The organism is Limnohabitans sp., from assembly GCF_030158565.1.
Taxonomy (GTDB): Bacteria; Pseudomonadota; Gammaproteobacteria; order Burkholderiales; family Burkholderiaceae_C; genus Limnohabitans_A.
Genome location: NZ_JAOASQ010000042.1, coordinates 24354 through 48274, shown reverse-complemented (window position 1 = coordinate 48274; position 23921 = coordinate 24354). Strand labels below are relative to the sequence as shown.

Below are 23921 nucleotides of genomic sequence, written 5' to 3'. Positions count from 1 at the left end.
GGCGCGCCATGGTCTGCGCGTCCCCGAACACGATGCGGGCCTGGTCACGGGTGGTGGCCAGTGAATACACCTCGGCGCCGCCCTCCCGGTCAGCGGCCAGCATGTAGAGAGCCACAGCCGATGACAAGGTGGATTTGGCATTGCCGCGCGGCACCTCAATGTAGGAGCGCCGAAATCGCCGTTTCCCATCTGGCTTGACCCAGCCGAACACCGTGGTGAGGATGAAAACCTGCCATGGCTCCAGCGTGATGGGTTCCCCGGCCAGAGGACCTTTGACGTGCGGCAGCTGTTCAATCAGCGCACACAGGTTGTCCGCCGGGCGGAAAACCCGTCCATACCGGTCCGCCAGCTTGGGGTTGAAGCGGTAGGGGCTGTTTTTGCCCTTGAAGCGCTTCAGATCATCGAGCTGGCGCTGGCAAGCGGCCTTCACCCACTTGCAAGTCAGAATTCTTCCGGCCACCACTTGCTCGGCATAACGCTTGGCCACGGTTGCATACGATCCTTGACGTACATCCATGTATTTACAAATCCCATGCCATAGACTAAGATGTACACGTACATCCATATTGTTCCTGTGAGGTACGGCATGACCAGCACCAAACTTTTCAAAAACGGCAATTCCCAGGCCGTGCGCATTCCGGCCGAACTGGCCTACAGCAGCTGGGATATCGAACTGGTGATCGAACGCCAGGGCGATGAGTTGCGGATCCGTCCCGCACGCCGCCGCATGGGTGATGTACTGGGCAAGCTGGCCCAGTTCTCCCCTGATTTCATGAGCGAAGGCCGAGGCCTCAACATCGAAGGCGAGCGCGAGGCCCTATGAAGCCCAAATACATGCTGGACACCAACATCTGCATTTACCTGATGAAGCACCAGCCCCCTCAGGTGCGGGCACGCTTTGCAGAATGCTTTGTGGGCGACGTGGTCATCTCCGCCATCACCCTGGCCGAGTTGGAGTTCGGGGTCGCCCGTTCAGGAGAAACCCAGGCTCACAATCAGGTGCTCCTGGACAGCCTGCTTGAAGACATCGTTGTTGCACCCTTCGAAGCCCGGGCTGCGCGGGCATACGGACCGCTGCGCGCTGCCAGCCGCGAGCGCAACAAGGACGCACTGGACAAACTCATTGCCGCACATGCGATGTCCTTGGGCGTGACACTGGTGACCAACAACGAGGCCGACTTCCGTGCCCATACCGGACTGGTCGTCGAGAACTGGGTCAACAACCACTGATCACCCAGCAATTTGTTCCCAGGGGTCGTCAACACCCGGCGCAGCGATCTCTGCCGCACCCAGGCGAGCGCGGGAACTCGGTGTAAATCCCAACTCTGCTGCCAACATGGTCATGTCCTTGAGATACGCCCGTGCCGCCGTTGAAAACGGGTTGTGCATCACGGGGCGATCTTTGGGATCAAGACCCGCGAGCTTGGCACCACGCACTGGGATGACATCTGATTTGGCAGCCAGCCGCATGTTGAACTCATAGCGATATGCCGCGTTACACCACGCAGCCAACAGGTACATATCGAGCTTGCGCAGTAGCCCGCGTGGGGCATGGGCGATCGCGTGATCCCAATAGGGCTTGGCCTCCTCGAGCAACATATCCGGCGTTGCATCGCCCGGCAGTGCCTCTTGTTGCTGCAACACCTGTGCTCTGGGATTGATTGCCCGCTTACCTGGATTGCCTTGGAGCAGCTTGAGTTCGATTGGCGTCGGTTTTCGTCCCCGTGTGGCCATACTGATTTCTTTCTATTGCGCGGCATAACCACATCAAATCCTGCGCCTTCACCCCCAAGCGTCGAGTCAAATCGACTCTCAACCGGATGAGGACACTCTGAGGCAAGCGCAGCCGGATCCAGTCGGCATCTGTCATGCCCAGGACGTCTTCAACGGATGGCGCCATGCGTGACAACTCCTCGTCGCTCACTCGCACCGCCCTCCAGTTTTCATCCGTGACAGCATTGCGCGCCAGATCAAGCTCTGCATTGCTGGAATGCCGTGGGTTATTGGCGTTCATGGTTTTTAAGGCCCAACACCTGGACGATAGGGGGTCGTGAATTTCGCGGTCACAAAAATTTGGGCAAGCGCACGCATCTTTGGGTACCAATCACAGAGATTTAACCCCCCTCCCGTCCACAACTCCGCCCCCAGGTCTCCGCAGCCGTCTTGCGGTTATGGCAAGGCACACACAGTGCTTGCAGATTGGCCGCATCCAGGCGCGCACCACCGTCCTTGATTGGCAAAACGTGGTCAACCACCGTTGCGGCAACTGTTAGCTCCCGGGCAGCACACACCCGGCAAAGGGGATGCAAGCGCAGGAAGCTGGCACGCAAGCGCCGCCAATTTGCCGATTGATAGAACCCGACCTCGGTATCAAAACTACGCCTTGCGCGCCCGTAATCCCGATGAACCAGCGAGCGGTGGGCTGCGCAGTAGCCAGGCGTTGAGAGCACAGCCATACATCCCGGATATCTGCAAGGCGTAGGCGCACTTCTTGGCATCTCAATCGACTTTCAAGGAATAAGCGACACGTCGCGAAATCAGCTTGGCTTCTTCTCGAAGCAGAGCGTCAATGCTCTACATCGCAACGCACACAGGAGATTGGCATGAGGACCCCAACCATGAAACAACCCGACAAACACAAAGTCATCGAGAAGATCGCGCTCGACCACCTGTTCATCGAAACGCTGGAGACCCAGCACCGCGATCGGCTGGACTTTCACGACGTCTCGGTCTGGGCGGTCAAGAGCGCGCTTGAAGCCGCCTACGCCGCAGGGATCGCAGCAGCACAAAACACATCAACAACATCGAAAGGAAAGAAATGAAACTCACGGATACCCAGCGCAGCCTGCTCGAAGCAGCGGCCAAGCATCCTCAAAAACTGTTGACCGACTTCCCGGCCAACCTCAAAGGCGGCGCACTCATCAAGGTGCTCACCGCCCTGGGCAACGCAGGACTGATTGCCCCGCACAACAAGACGCCCGAGGGCAACACGCAGTTCGTGATTTCCACCGCAGGCCTTGAAGCGATCGGTTTGGCACCGCAGCAACCACCCAAGCAACGCGATGGCACCAAACAGGCCACCCTGATCGAGTTGCTCAAGCGCCCTGATGGGGTGAGCCTTGCCGAGATGGTTCAGGCCACTGGCTGGTTGCAGCACACCGTCAGGGGTGCAATGGCCGGCGCTCTGAAAAAGAAACTGGGCCTGAACATCGTCTCAGAAAAGACCGATGGCCAGGATCGCAAGTACCGCATTGTCTGAGGCACACATGAAAACCATGACCATCACCATTGAACGCAAGCCGATCACTGTCCGACTTGATGGCAAGGCCCTCGAAGTCGAAGAACTCAGCATCCGGCTGCCCTTCGGCCGCAAGCCCGCTGACATCACGGAAATCGCCGCCTGCGGCGACTACACGGTCTATGTCTCAGACACCCGGGAGATGACCCCCGAGGAGTTCGACGGCTTTGCGATGAACCTCTACAAGTCACGCGACTGGCTCAGGGGCAAAGGAGGCTACATCGGCAATGGCCGACTGTGTGTGGAGGTCCACGCTCCCGGCCGCCCTTACCTCTTCATTGACCCGTCTGGCGGCGATACCGCCAGGTACGTTGCCCGATTGGGCTGAACCGTCGAAAACACAGGAGATCCAAATGGCAGCCATCAACACCACACCGCAGATCGAAAACAACTACGACAGCTTCATCACCGAGCTGACCGCCCTCACCCGCAAATACGGGGTGGCCATTCAGTCAGTGGGCGGCGTGTACCTGGCAGATGAGCGCGGCGAGTTTGACAAGGTCACCTACAACGCCGACATCACCAGCGGCGACCTGTACCCGAATTTCCCGGGCAACTGAGCTCAGGCGCCCTGCGCCGCAGGGGCCTCTGGCACCGGTGCATCGCCAGCACTGGTGGTCAGCTCGGCGAACTTCACGCCATCCTCTTGACGCACCGCCTGCAGACCGGTGTACTCCTCCCAGCGCTTGACGATCACATCCACGAACTTGGGATCGAGTTCCATGAGCCGTGCCTGACGCCCGGTCTTCTCGCAGGCAATCAGGGTGGTGCCCGAACCACCGAAGAGGTCCAGCACGATGTCCCGGCTCTTGGACGAATTCTTGATGGCCCGCTCAACCAGCTCGACCGGTTTCATGGTCGGATGCAGGTCGTTGACCCGGGGCTTGTTGTAGTTCCAAATGTCCGACTGGTCCCGGTCACCGCACCAGAAGTGGTCAGCGCCTTGCTTCCAGCCGTACAGGATCGGTTCGTACTGGCGCTGGTAGTCAGCCCGGCCCAGGGTGAAGGTGTTCTTGGACCAGATGATGAAGGTGGACCACTTGCCACCGGCATCCAGCCAGGCCTTTTGCAGGGTGTGCAGCTCCGAGGAGCTCATGGCCACGTAACAGCCGCCCTTGGTGACCATCAACAGGTTCACGCAGGCGTCGTACAGGAATTGGTAAAAGCCATCACCCAGGGCGTCGTTGAGGATGCGCCGGTCCTTGCCCCGCATCTTGTCCTTGGCGTTGTTGCCATAGTCCACGTTGTAGGGCGGATCGGTGAAGGCCATGTCGGCCAGCTCGCTGCCCATGAGCTTTTCCACATCGGACAGCATGGTCGAGTCGCCGCAAAGGAGGCGGTGGTTGCCGAGAATCCACAGGTCACCAGGTCTGGATACAGGTTCCTTGGGTGTCTCTGGGACTGCGTCATCATCGGTCAAACCACCGCCGTCGTCTCCATTGATCAGTCGGTCGAGTTCGTCGTCACTGAAGCCCATAAGGCCCAGGTCGAAGTCGGCGTCCTGCAGATCGGTCAGCTCAAGTTTCAGCAACTCTTCGTCCCAGCCAGCAAGCTCAGCGAGCTTGTTGACACTGAGTCGAAACGCTTTGATCTGCGTTTCGGTCATGTCATCTCCCAAAAGCACAGGGACTGTTTCCAGACCAAGCTTCTTAGCCGCTTTGAGTCTCAAATGTCCGTCGATGACAGTGCCATCGCTCTTGGCAACAATCGGAACACGGAATCCAAACTCGCGAATTGCCGCAGAGACGGCATCAACAGCATGGTCGTTTTTGCGAGGATTTCGTGCGTATTCAATCAATCTTTGAATCGGCCAATACTCAAGCTGCTGCATGCACATCTCCCAGCACATTTTTCACACGTTGAATGACGTCATCAATGACCTGACGACAAACTCTGTTTGAACGGGCCAGATTCGCTCTTGAGAATCCGCAATGCACATGCAGGATGTAGATTGACATGAAATCAGTCGTGAATAATTTTCTGTTCTTTCGGCCTCCCAATCGTGGATTGAGAAGTCCTGTCCGGATGGCGTGAGCGTTGTTCTGGGCCACAGTTACCCACTCTAGGTTTTCAAGTCTGTTGTCTGACTTGTTTCCATTGCAATGGTTAACGACCTTGCCTACTTCAAGACCATGCCATGCACTCATAACCATCCGATGTCCTTTGACATGCTTTTTTGTGCCGTCAACACTCATTCGATAAACGCGGTATCCGTCAACATCCAGGGAGCCCTTGAGTTTCAAAGTCTCATACCGCCTGATCAATCGACCTGATTTACTGTATTGCTCACGGCACACCCGAAACATGTCTCCATTGCGGTCTACGGCATAGCAGTCGTTCTCAAGACAAAACCTGAATTCATTCACTCCGATGGAAGACAAATCAGCCGCAATCTGCGCCACTTGCTCATCGCTGTGGGTGCGGGCATTGCGGGCGTAGGGAATCAGGTTATCCACAGGCGTGATTCGAATTTCAGGGCGAATCTGGGCTTGGCTCATGCGAGTTCCTACAATGACCTGCAATCGAAAGCAGGTCAGATGAAGATTGAAGTAAAGAAAGGCGTCCTCGCCCGCAAGTTGGGCAAGGATTTCAAAGACGAAGGATTTGTCCCCTTGAACGTGGGGACCTACGAGGTTTCAGGCCCCGCTGAGCACGGGTACCTGGCTGTGACCGTTTCCGCTGACCTCACCGGCTTCATCCATGTGGACAAGCTCGAGGAATTCGTGAAACAGGACCTTGTGGTGCTTTGCTGAATCAAGTTGCTTTGATTCCCAAGGTATCGAGAATTTATCTTTTTTCTCGCCGAAATGCGACACCCTTTTTTCGGCCAATTTACGCAATCACCGTCACTCTGACAGCAAGCGTCTGAACCCACTGGAAATATTGCCCAAAATTGCCAATCACGGCTCCGGGCAATACTCCAGCATCCCTGCCTCACGTGGTGATCTGGTGGATCACCTGCAGCATGGCGTACTGCCAGTGGCGCTGCGCGGTGCGTGAGCAGCAGCCAAAGCGCTGGCCAATGTCACGCCACCCGTAGCGTCTGGCTCGCATCCACACCAGTTTTCGCTGCTCCACCTCCAGGCACTGGATCCAGCGCATGACCTCCAGCATCTCGTCGACCTCCTGGGGTGTTGGCGGGAATTTGATGTAGCGGCGCTCTTCGACCGCGCTGCGCTCCGTGCCTGTGGCCTTGATGTCGGGCCAGTAACTGACGTAGCCCTGCACCCGGACGGCGGGCAGACGGTAGGCCGTGCGGGCGGCCTGCCGAAAACGCTCGCCGATGCTCTCGATGGTGTGTTCATCCAATTTTTCCCCCTTTGCTTTTTGACCCATAGAGCCGGTTGCCGATGCGCTCGATGAGTTGTTGTTCCAGAAAATCGAGCCGCGCATCACTCGAGGAGATGACGAGCAGGTGGTTGTTTTGCCAGCCGTCCCTCTTGGTGCGTTCGATGTCCATCGGGATGGGCTGGGCGCGGCCCAGCGGAGACGGGTAGCGAGGAGCCGGGATCTTCATCTCACACCTCCTCGTGGTTTTGGATGGCCAGGTGCAGCAAGGCGATGGCATCGGCCTCGTTGTCATCGCTCACGTGGAACCCGAGCTCACCGACAGCCCGGATTACCTCGTCCTTGGAGGCATTGCCCTTGCCGCTGATGTGGCGCTTGATGGTGCCCACTGGCACGCCCTCATACGGGATCTGGTGGTGCTCGCACCAGGCGGTGAGCGTGGCCATGAGACCGCCGTAGACGTGCGCAGCGTCTACCCCGAGGTGGCGGCGCACCTCTTCGAAGCACACGGCGTCGATGCCTTGCTCGGTTGTGGCCTTGATTTCGGTGAGCCAGCGCTTGAAGCGCAGAAAGCGCATGCCGCCGCCTTCAAAGCGCTGGGGCTTGAAGCTGGCAAAGCCGTGTGTGATGGCTGCAGCCTGATCGCGCAGCGCCCATCCCGTGGTCGTGCCCAGATCGAGGGCCAAAATCGTCTTGAGTGTCATGGTGGTCCTTGCTCTGACGCACCGACGCATATCGACGTTGTTTTCTATATTCCCTCTATTACGCGTACGCGTGAGACGTCGATAATAGGAAAACAGCGTCGAGCTGTGTCATGCGTCAGTCGTGTGTCTGAAAGTGAATTCTTTTGAGTTTGTTTTCGGTTTGCTTTTGGTCTCAGTCGACCTCGTGGGGCGTGAAACGAACGGGTGCGCCCTGCTTCAAACCGATGCCTTGGAAGCCCCGCACACCACTTGAGTTGCGCCATCGCTCCACGCCTTTGGAGATCAGCAGGTCAGAAAACCGCCGCTGCGAGCCCTGGTATTCCCCGTTCGTTTCGGCCCACTGCTTCCAGTCGTTGTAGAGCTCAAAGGTCAGTGACTTGGCGTTGCTCACCAGCACACAGCGCTCCTCGATCCAGCGGCCCATGACGTCCTCGGACTCGAAGTACTCGTTGGTGGCAGACGTCACCGAGGTGGGCTGCTTCAAGCCCTCGCGCTGCCACATGAGGCAGCCCTGCACGGCCCAGGCCAGGATGCCGTCGCGCTCCTTCAGGAGCTTGGACTGCAGCTGGTGATCGCGTTTTTCAGGCGGGATGGACAGCGTGAAGGGAATCAGGTGCATGCGCCGCTTGATTGCTTCATCAATGTTGCGAATGGCGGGCTTGTGGTTGCCCGAGATCACGATCTTGTAGGCGGGCACGTAGGTGAAAAAGTCCTGGCGCATGAAGCGCGCCGAGACCCGGTCACCGCCGGTGATCTCCTTGATCTTGGATTCGTTCCAGCGCCTGCCCTGCTCGGTTTCCGTGGCAGTGACCAGGCGTGAGCCCATGAGCCCGGCCAGGTCCGTGGGGTGTCGGTCGTTGCGCGACTCCATGAAAGTTTCCATGGGCGCATTGGCGGCGTAGTCCCCCATGATGGTGAACAGGGTGTTGACGAACACCGACTTGCCGTTGCCGCCCGTGCCGTAGAGGAACAGCAGTGCGTGCTCTGTGGTGAGGCCTGTGAGGCAGTAGCCTGCCATGCGTTGCAGATAGGCCAGAAGCTCGGCATCGCCTCCGGTGACTTGCGCCAGAAACGCCAGCCACTGCGGACACTCGCCTCGGGGACTGGCGGTCGTGATCTTGGTCATGCGGTCGATGCGCTGGTGCGGCCGAAGCACCCCGGTCTTGAGCTCAATGACGCCCTCGGGGGTGTTCAGGAGCCAGGGATCGGGGTCCCACTCTTCGATGTTGGCAGCGTGCTTGGGGTCGGAGCGGATGATCCGCTCCACCGACCCAATGGAGGAGGCGCTGGCCAGCTTGGATTTGAGCTTGGGCGTGTCGGCCTTGCGCGAGGCTGCGCGGCAGATGCCCCGCGAGAGGTGCTGCACGTAGAGCATCTTGTCCTCGATCCAGCGCTTGCCGTTCCACCAGAACCACTTGCCCAGCTGTGCGCAGTAGCGCAGGTCAATGCCATAGCGGTTGGTAAAAGCAATCGCCAGCCCGTCCTCGGTGCTCCAGTTCACCCCATCGACCAGATCGACCGATGAGGTGTCCATCTCCGACGGATCCGGGTCCTTGGCAATGGGCAGCCTGTGCCCGGTGAGGATGAAGCCATCTACATCGAAGGCGACGTCGCCATCGCTTTGTGCCTCGCTCTGCCCTGAACCCTCGGCCAGCGCGTCGGCAGCGTCCCAGCCTGTGGGCTTGAAATCTGGAGGGATCAGGATGTCGCACGATCGTGCGCCCGCCTCCAGTGCGGCCTTGGCGGCCGACTCGGCGTAGCTCCAGCCAGGCGCGTCCTTGTCCGGCCAGATCAGCACCGCCTTGCCCTCAAGGGGGCGCCAGTCAGTCTTGTCCACCGGCGCGTTGGCCCCTTGCATGGCAGTCGTCGCGCAGTACCCGGCATCGATCAGCGCCTGCGCGCATTTCTCACCTTCGACCAGGATGACCGTCTCGGCAGCGAGCATGCCCGGCTGGTTGTACAGCGGCCTGGGGGTGGGTGGCGCCATGCGGCGCTTTTTGACATCCCAGGGCCGAAACTCCTTCTTGCCGGGCTCAGGTTCATAGCGCGAGACCACGGCGATCAGCTTGCCGCTGGCGTCCTGATACTCCCACTTGGCCGTGGGCACCCCCAGCTCATCGACTGCGGGGCCGGTTTTTTTGGACCTTGCCTTGGGGATGTCCAGCCTGGGCATGCCCAAAATCTCCTGGGCGACTTCGATGACCCGAGAGAACTCGGTCTTGATGTCCAGATGCCGGTTACCGGCAATCAGGTGGAACAGATCGCCACCGGTGCCCTCTGCCCTGTCGGTCCACAGCCCTGCCTTGGGGCCACTCAGGACCACCTCCAGGCTGTCGCCTGCCGCGCCATAGACGTTGCCCACATAAAAGCAGTTGCGCCGGATCACGCCTGCGGGCAGCAGGTGCGTGAGCACGCTCTCGGCGTTGTCGAGCAATGCAGCTCTCACCCGCTCGCGCATCTGCCCTGCATCGCCCGGTCCCTTGCGCTCTGGCGCATCGCCCTGTTCATTGAAATCAAGCACTCTTTTCCCCCTTCTTGTTCTTCTTGATGGCGCGCGTTGGCGCCTGCGGGCTCATGAATCCGGTCTTGAGCGCCACCTCACGGATGAAGTTGGCGTCAAGGCTGACGGTGCCCGCCCAGATGTCCAGGCGCTCGTCGTGCATGAAATTCCACGCACGGCTTTGCTCCACAGGCGTGGCATACAGGCAGTCGTGGATGGCCTGGCAAATCATTCCGACCACCAGATTGGCCTCGGGGCACTGGGGTTGTGCCTGGCGCGAGAGCATCTGAAAGATGGCAGAAATCCTGACCAGCGGCTGGGCTGGCTTGTGCAGCTTTCTGGGATCGATCACCATCACGCACCTCCCCAGCAGCGGTCCGCCCAGGAGCAAAAACGACACTCGAAGTGCGTCTGGTCCATGAAGGCGCGCGGCAGCAACTCGCCCACCTCGGTGGCCTTGAGGATGCGTGCGGCCCGATCGGACATGCGCTGCGCCAGTTGCGCATCAAATGGCACCAGCTCGGCGTAGATCTCCATGGTGTCGGCGTTCACGGCTGTGAAGAGCGCCGGGTGCTCGTGCAAGTCCAGATAGCTCTGGTACACCGCAACCTGCGCGGCGTAGACAGGCTTGGAGACCGCCAACTTGTGCTTGACCAGGTCTTTCCAGGACTTGGCGCTCAGGCACTTGTTCTCCCACAGCGCGGGGTACGCAAAACCCTCGGGGCCGCCGAGCAGGATGCCGTCGATGTGCCCGCGAAGGCGACCCTGTGCGAGCGAGAATCCGAACTGGTGGCCATCGCTCTTGTGCGTTTTGAGATCAAAGCCCGCCATGCGAAGCCAGCCAATGACCATGTCCTCGGTCTGGTGCCCGCGCTCAAACACGCGCAGGATGCGGCCCGAGAAGCCCTTGCCCTGGTCCACCGGGGCCTTGACGTACTCGTACTGGAGCTGGCGCTCACAGGCCGCCCCCAGTCGCGATCCGCCCAGGTAGGTGCGGGGCGTGTTTGCTTCGTTTTTCTTTTGCATGGCGTGATCGATCAACCATTCGATCTGTCCGCTCACGCTTGCATTCGAGTTGAAGTCCATCATGGCTTCACCTCCCAAGGTAAGTCATCCTCCATGTCCGCAAACGGGTTGGTTGAGAGCGCCTGCACCGCCGCATCCTTGATGGGGTCGTGCACAGGCTTGGCCTTCATGCGAACGGGTGGATATTTGGTTTTTTCATGTGCCTGCGTCATGGCCTCGACGTAGCCCGTGACGATGGCGTTGATGACACTCAAGGCCTGCGCCTCGCTGTAGCTGCCCAGCGGCTTGTCAAAGCCAATCTCGCTGGCGGCCTCACCGAAGAACTTCAGGCACTTGCGCATGCACTCCAGCTCAAGCTCCGTGGCATCAACCATGAGCGCCTCCGCTGGCTTGTCGTTGTCCAATGCCCTTACCCAGCTGCCATACATGCGGTGAAACGCACGCTGACAGCGCCCAGAGCAAAACACCCAGTCGATGGGGTAACGGGCGGGCGAACCCACCCGTTGCCGGGTGTCTGTGTGTAGGAAGCCCCTGGCCTCCCGTGAGCAGACCCAACATTTCATGACCCTCGCCTGTTACTGAGCCCAGCTCGGTTTGCCAGACGGAGCAGACGCTGCAGGACGTGCCTGGGGCACATGTGCGTTACCCGCAAAGGCTGGGGTAGCTGCTGCCGGTGCACCGGAGTTGCCACCGCCTGGGCTCGCCTTGCTGGGCACGCCCATGAAGGCGGCGTAGTCCTTGTGGTCGGGCTCCACGGCCAGGCGCACGATGTTGCGGTCGTCCCCCCGGCCGTCCTTTTCCACATCCACGCGGGCGAGGAATTCGACGCCATCAAGGTCCACAAATCCGTTGATGCGACGGGCAGCGGAGGCCTGCGGCGAGTTGTCCTCCGGGTGGACATTGCGGGCGCTGTTGAGCAAGGCGCGGATGAAGCCGCGTCCCATCTGCCCCCAAGCTGGTCCCTTGGCCGAGTGCAGACCGATGTTTGTCCACATCTTGCGCTTGGCGTACTGGCCTGCGGTGACCACGAACTCGGCCGCCAGGTACACGGCGCCCGTCTCGTTGGACTGCGTGGCATAGCCATCGGTCCAGCCCTGGGTGTAGTCGTCAAAGCCACCGGGCTTGATGGACATGCGCACCGGCACGATGGTGCCCTTGGGGATCAGGTCAAAGCCGCCTTGCTGGGCCTGTGCGTCGTTGAAGTCGTTCCAGCTGGAACCAGAGGTGTGGGTCGTGTTCATGTTGAATCCTTAAGCTGTGGTTTGTTGGATTTGGGCTGCGAAGGCCTGGGCGTTTGCCGTGGCGGTCACGTTCAGGCACTTGTTGATGAGCTGCCCCAAGTCAGGTGCTTCGAGCGCGTCAAGGCGCCCCGAGCGGTCCTTGCTCGGAAAGCCATAGGGGTTGTCGGCGCGGGTGACAAAGGCGCGGTAGCTGCCGCCGTTCTCGTCCTTGATGGAAGACAGGGTGATGACCTCATCGAGCACGCCCGGCAATTCCAAAGCGGTCTTGCTGCCCTCGAGCTGCAGCTGAAAGGTGCGGCGGCCGATGTCATCGGTCTTCTCTTCCAGGATGGCTACGAAGATCACGTGCTTGTCGCGAACGTGCTGCAAGTGGGTGAGCGCGGCGATCATTTCCTGACCCAAGAGGCCATAAGCACCCCGGCTGTCGGGCTTGCCGGTTTTTTCGCTGAAGGCCTGCGGCTGGGTCTTGCACCAGGCCAGGCACAGGCGCGAGAGCACCGTGAGGCTGTCGACAAAGTAGTAGTCGTACTTGGACAGTTGCGCCGGATCTCCGTACTTCTCGCACACGTGGTCGTAATGCGCCTGCGAGAACGTCTGGTCCTTGGTCGCAGTCGGCATGGGGCCAGCGAGGAACACCACGAGATCGCGGAACTCCTGCCAAGTGCGTGGACGCACCGAGTCCCCCGTCCAGGATTTGACGGACAGGTCACCGGCCTCAAGGTCCACGAACAAGGTGGCCTTGGCGGGCAGCGTGTGCAGCTGGCTGGTTTTGCCGATACCGGGAATGCCGACCAGGCAGATCTTGGCGCTGTGTTTTTCGCGCAGGCGTTCTTCAGCGGAGATGATGGGTAAAGACATCACTGCACCTCCACGCCGTTGAACTCGACCTTGATCGCGGGCTTGCCGCCCTTGACCGTGCGGGCATCCATGAACTGCTCTTTCATGTTCGTGGGCCAGGCCGTGAAACGCTTTTCCGACACCGAGAACTCCACGTCGATGTACTCGGACAGGGGCTCGCCTGCGGCTACGATGCGTTCGGCGATCGCTTTGAGCTTTTCCTGATCCCAGCTCACGCGCTTGGGCAGGTCGTAGCTCACCGAGAGCGGCCCGTCGTTGAAGTGGGTGGAGCCGAAATCACGCCCTGAATCGAGCAATGCGCTGCGGCCCTGACCACCAAAGCGCAGCTCCATGGCAGCGTCGAGCTTTTGACGGTTTTCCTTGGCCCACTTGAGGAGCTCATCGAGGTTGGTAGTGGCCTCGAGCAACTTGGCGTGAGGCAGTGCGGCCAGCTGGTTGACCGACATTTCCGCAATCTCTGCGGGATAGACCATGAGGTTTGACATCGCTTAGACCTCCGCGCTTGCAAGACGGGAATGGGGGTTGGCGTACAAGCATTCGTGCTCGTAGGCCTCGATGTCTTCGAGTCGGTACATGACCTTGCCGCCGATCTTGAGATAGACCGGGCCAACGCCATCAGAGCGGTATCGCTCGACTGTGTGTACGGACTTGTTCCAACGGATGGCGAGCTCCTGCTGGGTCAGGTGCCGTGACCTGCTTGCTTCTGTCTGCATGTGCAGCTCCTTTGAGAGTTAAAAACCACCGGTTGACAACACTTGCTGTGCATTGCTGACCGATGGAGGTGATCCTCTCGAAGGGGGGTGTGCCAGGCGTTACTCAGACTACTCAGGGTCGTTACTCAAATGCGTTTCGAGCGTCCAAAATGCAAAAAACCCGGCCAGACTGGCGTCTGAACCGGGTGAAGATTTATGTTCTTTATTGCTCGTAGATGCCGTCTAGGTTGCTGCCACCGCTCTAGGTGATTGGATGCTCCGTTGATTCACAAAGTCGAAGCAAAGTCCGGGATCGGCAGCAATCGGCCAAGAGCCGACCCTCATACTGACTGTCAGAGCACCCGTATCGGCTGAATGCCGTCATTCAGATTGGCTGCGCGAATGACTTGCTGATTTTGAGCTGGTCATGTCTGATTAACGGCAGATACAGAGTGGACAGTTTCAGATTGACATTCTTACTGGTGAAAACACCTATGCCTTTTAATGAAATTTCTATTTCATTAAAAGAAATCAACACATAAAATAAAGACATTGATAGATGGAGACTCAGATGAACGAAGTAAACAAGGCGGCTCAAGAAGCGCCTCTTCGCAAGCGTGGACGCCCGCGTGCGGGACAAGAGCGAGACGATGGTGCCGCCAGCGTTGGTTCATTGTCACGCGGCCTTTTGATTTTGGATGTCTTGCGCCAAGCGCAGGGCTTCATGGCGCTGTCCGACATCTCGATCGAAGCCGGACTGGATGCCAGCACGACCCACCGCCTTTTGCAAGTGCTGACCGAAACCGGCTACGTTGTTCGGGATGACGCGCAAAAACGCTATTTGCCGGGCCCGCGCGCGCTCTCACCTCTGTCGCTGTTTCATCCACTCTTGCAACTGCGCAATGAGGTCATGCCGGTGCTCAAAATGCTGCATGACGAGATCGGCGAGACCGCTGCGCTGATCCTGTTCTTGGGGCGCGAGCGTCTGATCGTGGAGTTCTCGCGTGCAAATAACCAATTGACCCCGTATTACGACACGTGGCTGCGTAGCCCGTTGACTGGCTCTGCTTCGGGGAAGTTGTTGTTGGCCTGGATGTCTGAAGATGAGCGAAGCGATTTGCTTGGTAGCGGCCCTTATACCGCCCACACGCCCAAGACCGTGACAGACCCGGTTGCTTTGCTGCGAGATATGGACACTGTGCGCGAGCAAGGTTTTGCTGTGGCTCGGGAAGATGGTTTTCAAGGCATTGTGTCTGTGGGTACGCCCTTGGTGTTTCAGGCAGATGGACAACCGATTGGTTGTCTGACCTATACGGCGTTAAGCGCAGCACTCACACCCGATAAAGAGGCTGAAGCCATCGCGAAACTGCGGGATGCGGCCAATTTTTTGGTGATTGGCGCACCGGCTTTGCAAGCCTTTAAGAACTGGGCTCCACGTGGAGCCGGTCGACGCTAAGCGGAAATAGCACTCTGGACTGAAAAAACTTCAGTCTTTTCTTTGACAAAAAAGGAGACCGACATGGCAAAAACTGCCGTTCAGTGGGTGGCTCGTCCACGCCTGCCTGATGACCACTATGTGTCATCGACCATCTATACCGATCCCAACATCTTTCAAGAAGAACACCAGAAGATTTTTGGCCACACCTGGAAATTTGTGTGTCATGAAAGTGAGCTGCCTTTGCCAGGTGATTTCCGAACGGTCGAGCATGTCGGCAAGCCGTTGCTGGTCACGCGTGGACAGAATGGCTCGATTCAGACTTTCTTTAACGCTTGTCCGCATCGAGGGGCCAAGCTGGTGAACGAGCCGCGTGGCAACGCTAAGAATTTCACGTGTTTTTTCCATCTGTGGTCATTCAACAACCAAGGTGAGTGCGTATCGATCACTGCCCCCAAAGGTTATGAGGAATGTGGCCTCACGCCCAAAGACTGTGGGCTCCGAAAGGTCAAGACGGCAGTCAAACTGGGCATGGTATTCGTCAACCTAGATGACAACGCTGAAGATTTTGAGAAGAACGTCGGTGACATCATGGCCTGCTTGGAAGAGCCAATGGGCACAGTGCCTTTGGAAGTGTTTCACATCCACCGTGTGGTGATGAAGTGCAACTGGAAGCAGTGGCATGAAACCAATATGGAGGCTTATCACGAGTGGGGCCATGTGGTGAACCGCACGACCGGCATTGTGGCTGATGGTTACAACGAAATGCTCACAGTTGTGAACGAGAACGGCCATGCCACAGTCAAGCCCCCCAAGCCGTTGGAAATCAAATATGACAAATACAAGGGTTGGGACAAGCGTGAAGCCAATCCGCTCCCAGGTTTGACGGCATCAGAATTTCGCGTAGTGGATTTGTTTCCCAACACCACAATCATCCTGCGTGCGACAACACTTCGCATCGATACCTGCATTCCGGTCGCGCCGGGTGTCACCATTTTGGAGCAGCGAGGTTTGGGCATCAAGGGCGAATCGCCAGAAGACCGCGCTGAACGGGTCAAACACCATAACCAATATTGGGGACCCATGGGGCGAAACATTTCTGAAGATGTTTTGTTTGTGGAGGCCGTGGAAGCAACCAATCGTGCTGGTACGTCTGAGTACGGAATCCTCGCGCGCCGCCAGGGCGGCAAGGGTCAGGACGACGAAATGATGCGCGCTTATTACCGCGTGTGGGCCCGAATGATGGGAAGGAAAGCATCCGATCCCCATGGTCAGAACAGCTGATGCAGGCAAGGAGTAAAAAATGAAAACTGAAACTATTCAACGTCTGATTTACAGCACAGCCATCACACTTGACGCAGAAAATTTCAAACCCTTTCTGGCCTTGTGCAGCGAAGATTTTCATTACTCCGTGGTTGCTTACAGCCCGGATCTGGGCATGGATATGACCTGGTTGAACCACGACCGCAAGTCCATGCAGGACATGCTGGCCATGATCCCGCAGCATGTTCGACTCAAAGGGTGCTTCAAGCGCCATGTGAGTGTCTACTTTGTGGACCCTACTGCTGATGGGCAGAGTGCCTCGGTGGTTTCCAGCGTGTTGTTGATTCATACAGACAGCGTCGGCGTTTCCAAAGTGTTTGCCGCAGGCAACTACGAAGACTTGGTTGACCTGACAGGTGACACGCCGCTTCTAAAGAAACGGCTGGTTCGTCTGGATACCCGTGATCTGAGTCCTGGCATTCACATTCCTGTTTGAAGGCTCAGATGACTAAACAAAAAATTCCTGTGGCAATTCTTGGCCCGGGCAACATCGGAACCGATTTGATTTACAAAATAGCCCGCAACCCGAATTTCGAGTTGGTGCTGATGGCAGGAATTGATCCAGCCTCAGAGGGGCTGGCACGTGCACGCGATCTGGGGGTGGCGACCTCAGCCGATGGTGTGCGAGCTGTACTAGAGGCGCGTCCGGCCATTGTTTTTGAAGCCACTTCGGCCTATGCGCATAAAGCCAATGCACCACTTTATAAGGATGCAGGCATCTTTGCTGTTGATCTAACACCGGCAAAGATGGGTCCAAGCATTGTGCCCTCAGTGAACATGAGCACCGATTTTTCGGCCATGAATGTGAACTTGATCTCGTGTGCTGCACAAGCCACCATTCCGCTGGTGCATGCCGTCTCGCGAATCACCCCGGTAAGCTACGCTGAAATTGCTGCTGGCTTGGCAAGCCATAGCGTGGGTCCTGGAACACGCCAGAACGTGGAGGAGTTTGCCTTCACCACCCAAAGTGCGATAGCCGCAATTGGTGGTGCCTCCAAGGCCAAGGCGTTGGTTGCCATCAATCCTGCCGAACCTCCTCAAATCATGCGAAACACTGTCTACACCATGGTGGCGGACGATGCAGATGATGAAGCCATCAAAGCGTCTATCCACGCCATGGTCAAGCAGGTGCAAAGCTATGTGCCGGGCTATCGCCTCACCATGGAGCCGTTTCGACGGGGTGACCATTTCATGGTCGGCATTGAAGTGGAAGGTGCAGGCGATTACTTACCCAAATATGCAGGCAACCTTGACATCATCAACGCGGCAGCGATCGCTGTCGCTGAAGGCTATGCCGCAACCCTGAATTGAGAACGCACCATGGCAAACATTACCTTTGTAGATGTGACACTGCGTGACGGAAATCATACGTACCGTCACCAATTCACACCCGAGATCATTCGAAACACTGCCGCTGCGTTGGATGCAGCTGGTGTTGACATGATTGAAGTGGGTCACGGCGATGGCATTGGCGGCAGCAGCTTGCATGTGGGCCGTGCGGCTGCTACAGACCGAGAATTATTGGAAGCAGCTTGTGGTGCCGTCAAGAATGCAAAAGTTGCGGTGTTCTTTGCACCTGGATTGGGCAATTTTTCCGACCTGGAAATGGCGGCCGAAGTTGGGGTGAAGGTGGTGCGTATGGCCACGCATGCGACCGAGGCAGACATCACAGAGCAACATATTCGGCGTGCCAAGGCCATGGGGTTGTATATCTGTGGCTACTTGGTTTCTGCAGGGATGGCTTCGCCTGAAAAGCTGGCTGAAGAAGCTCGCAAGATGGAGAGTTATGGTGCTGATTACATCAACTTGGCAGAGTCGCAAGGACACCTGGTTCCCAGTGAAGTAGCCGCTCGTGTGGCTGCGGTGCGTCGTGCGGTGAACATCCCCATTGGGTTTCATCCACACAACAATCTGGGATTGGCCATTGGCAATATCTTGGCTGCGATTGGCGAGGGGGCCAGCTTTGTGGATGGCAGCCTCAAGGGCTTTGGTGGTGGTGCAGGCAATGCACAGACAGAAGTGGCTGTGGCGGCGTTACTGCGCGCTGGGCACACACTGAAAACGGATCTGTTCAAGATCATGGATGCGGCTGCTGTCTTCAAAGCGCAAGTTGGCAGTTACCCCATGCCCGTTATTGAAAATGATTCCATTCTCATGGGCTATGCCAATGTCTACGGCGGCTATCTGCACCCGGTGCAAGAAGCAGCAAAGAAGTACGGCGTGGACCCGCGCGCCTTGGTCTTGCGCCTGGGTGCGCGTAAGGTGGTCGCTGCTCAGGAAGACATCGTGGTGGAAGAGGCGCAACGACTTGCTGCCGTCTCGCCCGTTTGATCCGAATGGTCAATTGAACAACAGAGAATTCACAATGGAACACCGCATTGAGCTTCGAATGCCGGATGCCATCCGGGTCTTCTCTTGTGAAAAGACTGAAAAGTTGCTTTTTGCCGCTTTGCGTGCAGGCGTCGATCTACCGTATGGGTGTGCCACAGGAACCTGCGGTGGATGCAAGCTGTCACTGCAGCAAGGTCAGGTGCATACCGCATGGCCTGAGGCACCAGGCAACCGAGCTTTGCGCCACTCGTCAGATGTACTGGCGTGCCAAACTGTGCCAAACACCGATTGCGTGATCGATGTGCGCGCCCTGAAGTCAGGTCATAGCGGTGCTGTGCTGGCATATTTTGACGGTGTGCTGTCGCGAGTCACGCCGTGGGGAGACGGTCTGTACTGTGTGGACATTGAATTGGATCGCCCGCTGCCGTTTCTGCCAGGTCAATTTGTGCTTTTGGGCGTGGATGGTATAGCGGGTTACCGTGCTTATTCACCGTCAACAGCCAATCCTTTTGCGACTCGACTGCAATTGGTGATTCGCAAATCAGTCCAAGGTCAGATGACATCGTTGTTGTGTGACCCGAATCGAGTTGGACAATCCTTGAAGGTGCTAGGACCTATGGGGCATGCCCATGTCCGTTCGGGTGTTGATGGCGACTTGGCTGTGTTGACCGGAGGATCGGGCAGTGCCGTTGCCTTGTCTTTGCTCGATTGGGTCAACCATAGTGGTCATTTGCTCCACCACCGTATGGACCTTGTCTGTGGCTTGCGCACTGCAACACCCAGTCCACTGTTGGAGTCGCTATCCCGCGCAGCCTTGCGCTGGAAAGAGAAATTGAATGTGACTGTGGCCGTTTCTGAAACAGACGCCCAATTACCAGTCACGGATGGCATTCGCATTGAGCGCGGCATGGCACACGAAGTGGCAGCACGTTGCTACAAGCTGGACCAATGGAAGGAGCGAGCCGTGTTTGTGGCCGGTCCCGAAGTCATGGTGCAAGCAAGCATGCGCACCCTGATAAAGCAAGGCCAAATCTTTCCTGCCTCCATCCGCTTTGATAACTTTTCCTGAGCCCTTTTGGAGAAAACCATGAACCCTCGTGACGTTGAAATGTGGCAAGAAGCCTGCACAGTGGCCGACTTTTCAGATGAAGAGATGCGGGAATGCAGTGTGGGTGAGCAGCAGGTATTGCTGGTGCGTGTGGGTGAGGAATTCATCACTTGCCCGGCGCTGTGCCCTCATCTGGATGAACCACTGGTGTTTGGCATGGTGGACGGCAGCGTTCTTACCTGTACGAAACATGCTTGGCAGTGGGACCTGAAAACAGGCGACGCAATAGGGTTGGCCGAATGTCCCTTGCCTGTTGCTGCTGCACGTGTGGAAAACGGCAAGGTGATGGTCAATTTGGCCGCGCTGTGCAATGCCCCCACAAAGATCTGATTCTTTACCTTTCGCAACCAAAAAATATCATTTAACCGGAGACAAATCATGAAAACCAAATTCCTCAAAAGCTCCCTGGCGACTCTTGCCGTCATTTCAACACTTTGGAGTCCCGCAGCTCAGGCACAGAAAGTTATGCGCATTCAGGACTATCCTGGTTTGGGCAACTTCTTGGTGCGGGTGGCCAATGCCAATGGTTTGTGTGAAAAAAATGGCATCAAATGTGAACTTCGTCCTCTGGTCAGCAGCCCACTTGGATTGCAAACTTTGATGGCTGGAGATCTGGAGGTTGCCTTTGTTTCATCGGACTCCTTGATTCAGGCGACCAACAAGGGCGCAGACTTGAAGGTCATCGGTAGTGGTTCGCGTGACCCAGTGTTTTTCATGATGGCCGCAGCAGGCCTGTCCATGCCGAACGCTGCTAAGGGTTATCCGGCCGTGATGCAAGATTTCAAAGGCAAGAAAATCGGCATCACAGCGCGTGGTTCTGGTGCCGAATTTGTGCTCAAGGACATGTTGCTGGATGCTGGCATGAAGCTCGATGATGTAATCATGGTCGCTGTCGGAGCTCCAAATACCGCCTTTCCTGCGATTGCAAACAAGCAAATCGATGCCCTGGTCCTTTTCACACCAATGGACGGATTCTGTGAGGTTGCAAAGGCCTGTACTGTCGTGGTAGACCCACGCAAGGGGCAAGGCCCAGCTGACATTATCAAAAGTCGTGGCGCATCCATGCTGCAGGTGATTCGAGGTGACTACGCGGCCAAGAATGCAGAATCGGTAGAGGCTTTTAGCAAAGTCATGCGAGAGGCCGAAGTCATAGCGCAGAATCCGGCCAATTTTTCTGCCATGCTGAAGATTGCCAGTGACACCTTCAAGATTGCGACAGAAGGTGGGGACAAGGTGTTGGAGATCTCCTTGCGAAACACCATGCCAGGCCTTCGTTTTGCGGCAGATGCTCAGGCGCTTCAGCACGTGGCTCAGTACAACTTCAAGAACGGCCAGATCGACAAAGTGGTGGATACCTCCAAGTTGCTCTACGCACGTTGAACTGACGCGGGACTTCTGAGCCATGATTTCAGCCAATAACGTGCAATTGAGTTTTGACGGCCACAACGATGTTTTGTCCGATGTGACTCTTCACATCGCAGACGGCGAGTTTGTGTCATTAGTCGGCCCCAGCGGATGCGGCAAGACCACGTTGCTCAATCTGTGCGCGGGGTTAGTACCTCACACAGGCAAGGGAACGATCGAAGTTGCCCATGGTGCGCCAAGAGTAGGCAATCCGCAAATTGCTTACATGCTGGCTCGCGACAGCCTGTTTCCTTGGAAGACGGCACTAGAAAATGCCGAATTCGGAGTGCGGGTACGGGGTGCATCGCCTGCAGAGGCAAGAGACCGTGCACGGGCAATGCTTGCAGAGGTGGGCTTGGGAGCCTTCGAAAATGCATTACCAAAATCACTCTCGCATGGCATGCGTCAGCGCACTGCACTGGCGCGCACATTTGCTATGGATGCGCCGGTTCTGTTGATGGATGAACCGTTTGGGGCACTTGATGCGCAGACTAAATTGCAACTCGAAGACTTGTTGCTGAAATTGTGTGATTTACACAAACACACCGTGTTGTTTGTTACCCATGACCTGAGTGAGGCGGTGGCCGTTTCAGATCGAGTGGTGGTGATGTCTTCACGTCCAGGTCGAATTGTTGCGGATGTACCTATCGCGCTGCCACGCCCGCGATCGATTCGTGAGTTGCAGAAAGACCCAAGTTTCCACGAGCTGTATGCACAGCTGTGGTCTCACCTTGAATCAGGATGGACACGTCATGAAGGCTAAATCAATGCAATGGGCTGCTTTGCACGCGGCATTTATGGTGCTCGTCTTTGGAGCTGGAGAACTCGCCTCACGCCAAGGTTGGATTAATCCGACCTTTTTTGGCCGCCCAAGCGGTGTTGCCCTGTTTTTGTGGGAGAACCTGCAAACACTGAAACTTTGGACAGACTTGATGTGGACCATGACAGGTGTCATGGCGTCCTTTGTTTTGGGCAGCGTGGCAGCCTTTGCTGTGGGCTTGGCCTTTGTCCGATGGCCTCGCCTGGAGCAATTTTCGGAGCCTTACCTGAATGCCATTAATGTGATGCCTCGCATTGCGCTGGCTCCGCTTTTCATTCTTTGGTTTGGACTTGGGCTGGGCAGCAAGATCGCTGTGGGTTTTTCCTTGACCTTCTTCATTGTGCTATCGAGTACCGTTGCGGGTATTCGCAGCGTGAGTCAAGACCATATGACCTTGTGCAAAACGTTGGGAACGAGTGCTGTCGCTACCTTCTTTCAGGTGACTTTGCCTGGCGCAGTTCCCGTGATTTTCTCTGGATTGCGCCTGGGGTTGACCTATGCACTGTTTGGCGTAATCGGCGCAGAAATCATTGCGAGCGAGAAGGGCTTGGGACAGACGCTGGCCTATTTGAGCTCGATCTTTGACATCAATGGTGTGATGGCATTGCTGCTGATTCTGGCATTACTGGGTGTGGGCATTGTTCGTGCCATGACATTGATTGAGAAGCGTCTTCTGCATTGGCAATGACATTCCAAGTGCTTGCAATTATTCCAACAAACGAACAAGTTGATGTCTGAATCTAAGCGTTTCACTCCCGAAACTCGTTCTCCCGTTCTGTTGAAGGGGCGTCTGGCGTTTTTAGTTCCGTGGCATGCAAGATTGCCTGGAGTGTTGATGTGCGCTGTGATTACCATGGCGGCCACATTTCTGTCTGAGCACTACGGTGGGCCACAGTTGTTGTTTGCCCTATTAATCGGGTTGGCTTTCCATTTCGTGATGGAGCAACCAGGAATGCGCGCGGGCGTCGAGTTTTGCAGCAAGACATTGCTGCGTTTGGGGGTGGCGCTTCTTGGAATGCGCATTACTGCCTCACAAATTACTGGACTGGGTCTTCAAACAGCCTTGGTCGTTGTATTTGCGTTGGTCTCCACGATTTTGGTGGGATGGTTGCTGGCGCGCTTGATGGGACAGCCTGCACAACACGGCATTCTGAGTGGAGGTGCCGTGGCGATCTGCGGTGCATCGGCTGCCATGGCCATATCTTCGGTATTACCTCAATCGCCAGCCAATGAGCGTTTCACATTGTTGACCGTTGTGGGTGTGACGCTTTTGTCCACTTGTGCCATGGTTCTCTACCCTTGGATGCTCGCTTGGTTGGCATTGAGTCCTGCGGGAATGGGTACAGTTTTGGGAGGGACGATTCATGATGTCGCACAAGTTGTTGGTGCTGGTGCTCTTATGGGAGAAGAGCAACGCGATGTGGCCACTGTCGTGAAATTGTTTCGAGTCATGCTGCTGATGCCGGTCGCCATTGTTTTGACCATAATTTTTCGACGCCATGAAAATGTCAGTGTTGACAGCAAACCAGTGTCCATCGTTCCAGGATTTTTGTTGGGTTTTGTTGTGCTGGTATTGCTCGGAAGCACTGGAATTTTCACAGTAAGCAGCGCTGCATTCGCCAGTGAGGTATCTCGCAATTTGTTGGTCATGGCTATTGCTGCCGCAGGTGTCAAAACCACATTCAAAGATCTATTAGAACTTGGATGGCGGCCTTTGGTAATGTTGTTGACAGAGACCGTTTATATCGGCGCGGTAGTAACAGTATTGGTGTGGAAGCTGGAATAGCAAAAAGCACTTGGATTGAGTTCGAGTTGACCGATTTTCAATCGTTGTTCCTCAAGCTACGCTACTTGCAGAAAGATGTCGGCAAGTTCAATTAATTTATGACGTTA

General features: G+C 56.7%; 35 protein-coding genes. 18 read left to right on the top strand and 17 right to left on the bottom strand.

The features are described from left to right. Window positions 1-517 (bottom strand): terminase large subunit (locus Q1W40_RS09245; RefSeq protein ID WP_300711177.1); only part of this gene is annotated, 517 nt, incomplete at its 3' end. A gap of 69 nt (window positions 518-586) precedes the next feature. Between Q1W40_RS09245 and vapB the strand changes: the two genes are divergently transcribed. After that, window positions 587-823, top strand: coding sequence for a type II toxin-antitoxin system VapB family antitoxin (gene vapB / locus Q1W40_RS09240; protein WP_300711175.1), 237 nt, complete (start codon window positions 587-589; stop codon window positions 821-823). Further along, window positions 820-1230 carry a type II toxin-antitoxin system VapC family toxin gene (locus Q1W40_RS09235; RefSeq protein WP_300711173.1) on the top strand — a complete coding sequence of 137 codons (411 nt, stop codon included), beginning with the start codon at window positions 820-822 and terminating at the stop codon, window positions 1228-1230. The genes vapB and Q1W40_RS09235 overlap by 4 nt, the downstream gene beginning before the upstream one ends. Here Q1W40_RS09235 and Q1W40_RS09230 read toward each other — a convergent pair whose 3' ends face one another. The 3 genes from Q1W40_RS09230 to Q1W40_RS15145 form a co-directional block, all read right to left on the bottom strand. Further along, window positions 1231-1734, bottom strand: a complete 504-nt coding sequence (locus Q1W40_RS09230) for a P27 family phage terminase small subunit (RefSeq protein WP_300711172.1) — start codon at window positions 1732-1734, stop codon at window positions 1231-1233. It abuts the gene before it with no gap. Then, window positions 1670-2014 (bottom strand): hypothetical protein, encoded by a 345-nt coding sequence (locus Q1W40_RS09225; RefSeq protein WP_300711170.1) that lies wholly within the window; start codon window positions 2012-2014, stop codon window positions 1670-1672. Before Q1W40_RS09225 ends, Q1W40_RS09230 begins: the two co-directional genes overlap by 65 nt. 100 nt (window positions 2015-2114) lie before the next feature. Further along, the gene (locus tag Q1W40_RS15145) at window positions 2115-2456 is read right to left on the bottom strand and encodes an HNH endonuclease signature motif containing protein (protein WP_366146335.1); all 342 of its coding nucleotides are present in this window, start codon (window positions 2454-2456) and stop codon (window positions 2115-2117) included. Window positions 2457-2603: 147 nt separating this feature from the next. Between Q1W40_RS15145 and Q1W40_RS09220 the strand changes: the two genes are divergently transcribed. The 4 genes from Q1W40_RS09220 to Q1W40_RS09205 are packed head-to-tail and all read left to right on the top strand — an operon-like array spanning window position 2604 to window position 3858. Beyond that, entirely contained in the window at window positions 2604-2822 is a 219-nt protein-coding gene (locus Q1W40_RS09220; RefSeq protein WP_300711169.1) for a hypothetical protein, read from the top strand. Beyond that, the gene (locus Q1W40_RS09215; protein WP_300711167.1) at window positions 2819-3259 is read left to right on the top strand and encodes a DUF3489 domain-containing protein; all 441 of its coding nucleotides are present in this window, start codon (window positions 2819-2821) and stop codon (window positions 3257-3259) included. Before Q1W40_RS09220 ends, Q1W40_RS09215 begins: the two co-directional genes overlap by 4 nt. A gap of 7 nt (window positions 3260-3266) precedes the next feature. Continuing rightward, complete coding sequence (locus Q1W40_RS09210; protein WP_300711165.1) at window positions 3267-3626, top strand: hypothetical protein; 360 nt, start codon at window positions 3267-3269, stop codon at window positions 3624-3626. 25 nt (window positions 3627-3651) lie between these two features. Beyond that, the gene (locus Q1W40_RS09205) at window positions 3652-3858 is read left to right on the top strand and encodes a hypothetical protein (protein ID WP_300711163.1); all 207 of its coding nucleotides are present in this window, start codon (window positions 3652-3654) and stop codon (window positions 3856-3858) included. Between the two features lie 2 nt (window positions 3859-3860). On the opposite strand, the gene Q1W40_RS09200 is transcribed toward Q1W40_RS09205, so the two are convergent. Together Q1W40_RS09200 and Q1W40_RS09195 are read right to left on the bottom strand one after the other, a co-directional pair. Next, on the bottom strand, window positions 3861-5135 hold the full coding sequence (locus Q1W40_RS09200; protein WP_300711161.1) for a DNA modification methylase: 1275 nt from the start codon (window positions 5133-5135) through the stop codon (window positions 3861-3863). Continuing rightward, entirely contained in the window at window positions 5116-5796 is a 681-nt protein-coding gene (locus Q1W40_RS09195) for an HNH endonuclease (protein ID WP_300711159.1), read from the bottom strand. The genes Q1W40_RS09200 and Q1W40_RS09195 overlap by 20 nt, the downstream gene beginning before the upstream one ends. Window positions 5797-5835: 39 nt before the next feature. On the opposite strand from Q1W40_RS09195, the gene Q1W40_RS09190 reads away from it, so the two are divergent. After that, a complete protein-coding gene (locus tag Q1W40_RS09190; protein WP_300711157.1) occupies window positions 5836-6051 on the top strand; it encodes a hypothetical protein in 216 nt (71 codons plus the stop codon). A gap of 181 nt (window positions 6052-6232) precedes the next feature. Here the strand turns inward: Q1W40_RS09190 and Q1W40_RS09185 are convergent, their stop codons facing one another. The 11 genes from Q1W40_RS09185 to Q1W40_RS09135 all read right to left on the bottom strand — a co-directional run bounded on the left by Q1W40_RS09185 (window position 6233) and on the right by Q1W40_RS09135 (window position 13628). Beyond that, window positions 6233-6607, bottom strand: a complete 375-nt coding sequence (locus Q1W40_RS09185; RefSeq protein WP_300711156.1) for a DUF6362 family protein — start codon at window positions 6605-6607, stop codon at window positions 6233-6235. Continuing rightward, window positions 6600-6815, bottom strand: coding sequence for a hypothetical protein (locus Q1W40_RS09180; RefSeq protein ID WP_283224983.1), 216 nt, complete (start codon window positions 6813-6815; stop codon window positions 6600-6602). Before Q1W40_RS09180 ends, Q1W40_RS09185 begins: the two co-directional genes overlap by 8 nt. 1 nt (window position 6816) lies before the next feature. Then, window positions 6817-7290, bottom strand: coding sequence for a hypothetical protein (locus Q1W40_RS09175; protein ID WP_300711153.1), 474 nt, complete (start codon window positions 7288-7290; stop codon window positions 6817-6819). 172 nt (window positions 7291-7462) lie between these two features. Beyond that, window positions 7463-9811 carry a phage/plasmid primase, P4 family gene (locus Q1W40_RS09170; protein WP_300711151.1) on the bottom strand — a complete coding sequence of 783 codons (2349 nt, stop codon included), beginning with the start codon at window positions 9809-9811 and terminating at the stop codon, window positions 7463-7465. Then, on the bottom strand, window positions 9804-10145 hold the full coding sequence (locus Q1W40_RS09165) for a hypothetical protein (RefSeq protein WP_300711149.1): 342 nt from the start codon (window positions 10143-10145) through the stop codon (window positions 9804-9806). Before Q1W40_RS09165 ends, Q1W40_RS09170 begins: the two co-directional genes overlap by 8 nt. After that, window positions 10145-10879, bottom strand: coding sequence for a PD-(D/E)XK nuclease family protein (locus Q1W40_RS09160; protein ID WP_300711147.1), 735 nt, complete (start codon window positions 10877-10879; stop codon window positions 10145-10147). Before Q1W40_RS09160 ends, Q1W40_RS09165 begins: the two co-directional genes overlap by 1 nt. Further along, window positions 10876-11379, bottom strand: coding sequence for a DUF6511 domain-containing protein (locus Q1W40_RS09155; protein WP_300711145.1), 504 nt, complete (start codon window positions 11377-11379; stop codon window positions 10876-10878). Before Q1W40_RS09155 ends, Q1W40_RS09160 begins: the two co-directional genes overlap by 4 nt. A 12-nt stretch (window positions 11380-11391) precedes the next feature. Further along, window positions 11392-12057, bottom strand: coding sequence for a hypothetical protein (locus tag Q1W40_RS09150; protein WP_300711144.1), 666 nt, complete (start codon window positions 12055-12057; stop codon window positions 11392-11394). A gap of 9 nt (window positions 12058-12066) precedes the next feature. After that, window positions 12067-12915 (bottom strand): ATP-binding protein, encoded by an 849-nt coding sequence (locus Q1W40_RS09145; protein ID WP_300711142.1) that lies wholly within the window; start codon window positions 12913-12915, stop codon window positions 12067-12069. Then, entirely contained in the window at window positions 12915-13400 is a 486-nt protein-coding gene (locus Q1W40_RS09140) for a hypothetical protein (protein ID WP_300711140.1), read from the bottom strand. Before Q1W40_RS09140 ends, Q1W40_RS09145 begins: the two co-directional genes overlap by 1 nt. A gap of 3 nt (window positions 13401-13403) precedes the next feature. Next, window positions 13404-13628 carry a helix-turn-helix domain-containing protein gene (locus tag Q1W40_RS09135; protein ID WP_300711138.1) on the bottom strand — a complete coding sequence of 75 codons (225 nt, stop codon included), beginning with the start codon at window positions 13626-13628 and terminating at the stop codon, window positions 13404-13406. A gap of 538 nt (window positions 13629-14166) precedes the next feature. Between Q1W40_RS09135 and Q1W40_RS09130 the strand changes: the two genes are divergently transcribed. The 11 genes from Q1W40_RS09130 (at window position 14167) to Q1W40_RS09080 (ending at window position 23814) form a co-directional block, all read left to right on the top strand. Further along, complete coding sequence (locus Q1W40_RS09130; RefSeq protein ID WP_300711136.1) at window positions 14167-15063, top strand: IclR family transcriptional regulator; 897 nt, start codon at window positions 14167-14169, stop codon at window positions 15061-15063. Between the two features lie 63 nt (window positions 15064-15126). After that, the gene (locus tag Q1W40_RS09125; protein ID WP_300711134.1) at window positions 15127-16326 is read left to right on the top strand and encodes an aromatic ring-hydroxylating dioxygenase subunit alpha; all 1200 of its coding nucleotides are present in this window, start codon (window positions 15127-15129) and stop codon (window positions 16324-16326) included. A 19-nt stretch (window positions 16327-16345) separates the two neighbouring features. Further along, complete coding sequence (locus Q1W40_RS09120; protein WP_300711132.1) at window positions 16346-16801, top strand: aromatic-ring-hydroxylating dioxygenase subunit beta; 456 nt, start codon at window positions 16346-16348, stop codon at window positions 16799-16801. A gap of 8 nt (window positions 16802-16809) precedes the next feature. Then, window positions 16810-17676: an acetaldehyde dehydrogenase (acetylating) gene (locus Q1W40_RS09115; protein WP_300711130.1), complete on the top strand. Its 867-nt coding sequence runs from the start codon at window positions 16810-16812 to the stop codon at window positions 17674-17676. 9 nt (window positions 17677-17685) lie between these two features. Then, on the top strand, window positions 17686-18696 hold the full coding sequence (gene dmpG, locus Q1W40_RS09110) for a 4-hydroxy-2-oxovalerate aldolase (RefSeq protein WP_300711128.1): 1011 nt from the start codon (window positions 17686-17688) through the stop codon (window positions 18694-18696). Between the two features lie 34 nt (window positions 18697-18730). After that, window positions 18731-19765: a 2Fe-2S iron-sulfur cluster binding domain-containing protein gene (locus Q1W40_RS09105; RefSeq protein WP_300711126.1), complete on the top strand. Its 1035-nt coding sequence runs from the start codon at window positions 18731-18733 to the stop codon at window positions 19763-19765. A gap of 39 nt (window positions 19766-19804) precedes the next feature. Then, window positions 19805-20134 (top strand): Rieske 2Fe-2S domain-containing protein, encoded by a 330-nt coding sequence (locus Q1W40_RS09100; RefSeq protein WP_300711124.1) that lies wholly within the window; start codon window positions 19805-19807, stop codon window positions 20132-20134. Window positions 20135-20182: 48 nt separating this feature from the next. Next, window positions 20183-21184 (top strand): ABC transporter substrate-binding protein, encoded by a 1002-nt coding sequence (locus Q1W40_RS09095; protein ID WP_300711122.1) that lies wholly within the window; start codon window positions 20183-20185, stop codon window positions 21182-21184. A 22-nt stretch (window positions 21185-21206) separates the two neighbouring features. Continuing rightward, window positions 21207-21971, top strand: a complete 765-nt coding sequence (locus Q1W40_RS09090; RefSeq protein WP_300711120.1) for an ABC transporter ATP-binding protein — start codon at window positions 21207-21209, stop codon at window positions 21969-21971. Then, window positions 21961-22716: an ABC transporter permease gene (locus Q1W40_RS09085; RefSeq protein WP_300711118.1), complete on the top strand. Its 756-nt coding sequence runs from the start codon at window positions 21961-21963 to the stop codon at window positions 22714-22716. The genes Q1W40_RS09090 and Q1W40_RS09085 overlap by 11 nt, the downstream gene beginning before the upstream one ends. Window positions 22717-22758: 42 nt before the next feature. Continuing rightward, entirely contained in the window at window positions 22759-23814 is a 1056-nt protein-coding gene (locus Q1W40_RS09080) for a putative sulfate exporter family transporter (protein ID WP_300711116.1), read from the top strand. The last annotated feature ends 107 nt before the right edge of the window (window positions 23815-23921 follow it).

What these genes read in the sequence shown, in the direction of transcription:
- vapB (WP_300711175.1), top strand. Translation starts at nt 587, where the DNA reads ATGACCAGCACCAAACTTTTCAAAAACGGCAATTCCCAGGCCGTGCGC.
- Q1W40_RS09235 (WP_300711173.1), top strand. Translation starts at nt 820, where the DNA reads ATGAAGCCCAAATACATGCTGGACACCAACATCTGCATTTACCTGATG.
- Q1W40_RS09230 (WP_300711172.1), bottom strand. Translation starts at nt 1,734, where the DNA reads ATGGCCACACGGGGACGAAAACCGACGCCAATCGAACTCAAGCTGCTC.
- Q1W40_RS09225 (WP_300711170.1), bottom strand. Translation starts at nt 2,014, where the DNA reads ATGAACGCCAATAACCCACGGCATTCCAGCAATGCAGAGCTTGATCTG.
- Q1W40_RS15145 (WP_366146335.1), bottom strand. Translation starts at nt 2,456, where the DNA reads ATGGCTGTGCTCTCAACGCCTGGCTACTGCGCAGCCCACCGCTCGCTG.
- Q1W40_RS09220 (WP_300711169.1), top strand. Translation starts at nt 2,604, where the DNA reads ATGAGGACCCCAACCATGAAACAACCCGACAAACACAAAGTCATCGAG.
- Q1W40_RS09215 (WP_300711167.1), top strand. Translation starts at nt 2,819, where the DNA reads ATGAAACTCACGGATACCCAGCGCAGCCTGCTCGAAGCAGCGGCCAAG.
- Q1W40_RS09210 (WP_300711165.1), top strand. Translation starts at nt 3,267, where the DNA reads ATGAAAACCATGACCATCACCATTGAACGCAAGCCGATCACTGTCCGA.
- Q1W40_RS09205 (WP_300711163.1), top strand. Translation starts at nt 3,652, where the DNA reads ATGGCAGCCATCAACACCACACCGCAGATCGAAAACAACTACGACAGC.
- Q1W40_RS09200 (WP_300711161.1), bottom strand. Translation starts at nt 5,135, where the DNA reads ATGTGCATGCAGCAGCTTGAGTATTGGCCGATTCAAAGATTGATTGAA.
- Q1W40_RS09195 (WP_300711159.1), bottom strand. Translation starts at nt 5,796, where the DNA reads ATGAGCCAAGCCCAGATTCGCCCTGAAATTCGAATCACGCCTGTGGAT.
- Q1W40_RS09190 (WP_300711157.1), top strand. Translation starts at nt 5,836, where the DNA reads ATGAAGATTGAAGTAAAGAAAGGCGTCCTCGCCCGCAAGTTGGGCAAG.
- Q1W40_RS09180 (WP_283224983.1), bottom strand. Translation starts at nt 6,815, where the DNA reads ATGAAGATCCCGGCTCCTCGCTACCCGTCTCCGCTGGGCCGCGCCCAG.
- Q1W40_RS09175 (WP_300711153.1), bottom strand. Translation starts at nt 7,290, where the DNA reads ATGACACTCAAGACGATTTTGGCCCTCGATCTGGGCACGACCACGGGA.
- Q1W40_RS09165 (WP_300711149.1), bottom strand. Translation starts at nt 10,145, where the DNA reads ATGGTGATCGATCCCAGAAAGCTGCACAAGCCAGCCCAGCCGCTGGTC.
- Q1W40_RS09160 (WP_300711147.1), bottom strand. Translation starts at nt 10,879, where the DNA reads ATGATGGACTTCAACTCGAATGCAAGCGTGAGCGGACAGATCGAATGG.
- Q1W40_RS09155 (WP_300711145.1), bottom strand. Translation starts at nt 11,379, where the DNA reads ATGAAATGTTGGGTCTGCTCACGGGAGGCCAGGGGCTTCCTACACACA.
- Q1W40_RS09150 (WP_300711144.1), bottom strand. Translation starts at nt 12,057, where the DNA reads ATGAACACGACCCACACCTCTGGTTCCAGCTGGAACGACTTCAACGAC.
- Q1W40_RS09145 (WP_300711142.1), bottom strand. Translation starts at nt 12,915, where the DNA reads ATGTCTTTACCCATCATCTCCGCTGAAGAACGCCTGCGCGAAAAACAC.
- Q1W40_RS09140 (WP_300711140.1), bottom strand. Translation starts at nt 13,400, where the DNA reads ATGTCAAACCTCATGGTCTATCCCGCAGAGATTGCGGAAATGTCGGTC.
- Q1W40_RS09135 (WP_300711138.1), bottom strand. Translation starts at nt 13,628, where the DNA reads ATGCAGACAGAAGCAAGCAGGTCACGGCACCTGACCCAGCAGGAGCTC.
- Q1W40_RS09130 (WP_300711136.1), top strand. Translation starts at nt 14,167, where the DNA reads ATGGAGACTCAGATGAACGAAGTAAACAAGGCGGCTCAAGAAGCGCCT.
- Q1W40_RS09125 (WP_300711134.1), top strand. Translation starts at nt 15,127, where the DNA reads ATGGCAAAAACTGCCGTTCAGTGGGTGGCTCGTCCACGCCTGCCTGAT.
- Q1W40_RS09120 (WP_300711132.1), top strand. Translation starts at nt 16,346, where the DNA reads ATGAAAACTGAAACTATTCAACGTCTGATTTACAGCACAGCCATCACA.
- Q1W40_RS09115 (WP_300711130.1), top strand. Translation starts at nt 16,810, where the DNA reads ATGACTAAACAAAAAATTCCTGTGGCAATTCTTGGCCCGGGCAACATC.
- dmpG (WP_300711128.1), top strand. Translation starts at nt 17,686, where the DNA reads ATGGCAAACATTACCTTTGTAGATGTGACACTGCGTGACGGAAATCAT.
- Q1W40_RS09105 (WP_300711126.1), top strand. Translation starts at nt 18,731, where the DNA reads ATGGAACACCGCATTGAGCTTCGAATGCCGGATGCCATCCGGGTCTTC.
- Q1W40_RS09100 (WP_300711124.1), top strand. Translation starts at nt 19,805, where the DNA reads ATGTGGCAAGAAGCCTGCACAGTGGCCGACTTTTCAGATGAAGAGATG.
- Q1W40_RS09095 (WP_300711122.1), top strand. Translation starts at nt 20,183, where the DNA reads ATGAAAACCAAATTCCTCAAAAGCTCCCTGGCGACTCTTGCCGTCATT.
- Q1W40_RS09090 (WP_300711120.1), top strand. Translation starts at nt 21,207, where the DNA reads ATGATTTCAGCCAATAACGTGCAATTGAGTTTTGACGGCCACAACGAT.
- Q1W40_RS09085 (WP_300711118.1), top strand. Translation starts at nt 21,961, where the DNA reads ATGAAGGCTAAATCAATGCAATGGGCTGCTTTGCACGCGGCATTTATG.
- Q1W40_RS09080 (WP_300711116.1), top strand. Translation starts at nt 22,759, where the DNA reads ATGTCTGAATCTAAGCGTTTCACTCCCGAAACTCGTTCTCCCGTTCTG.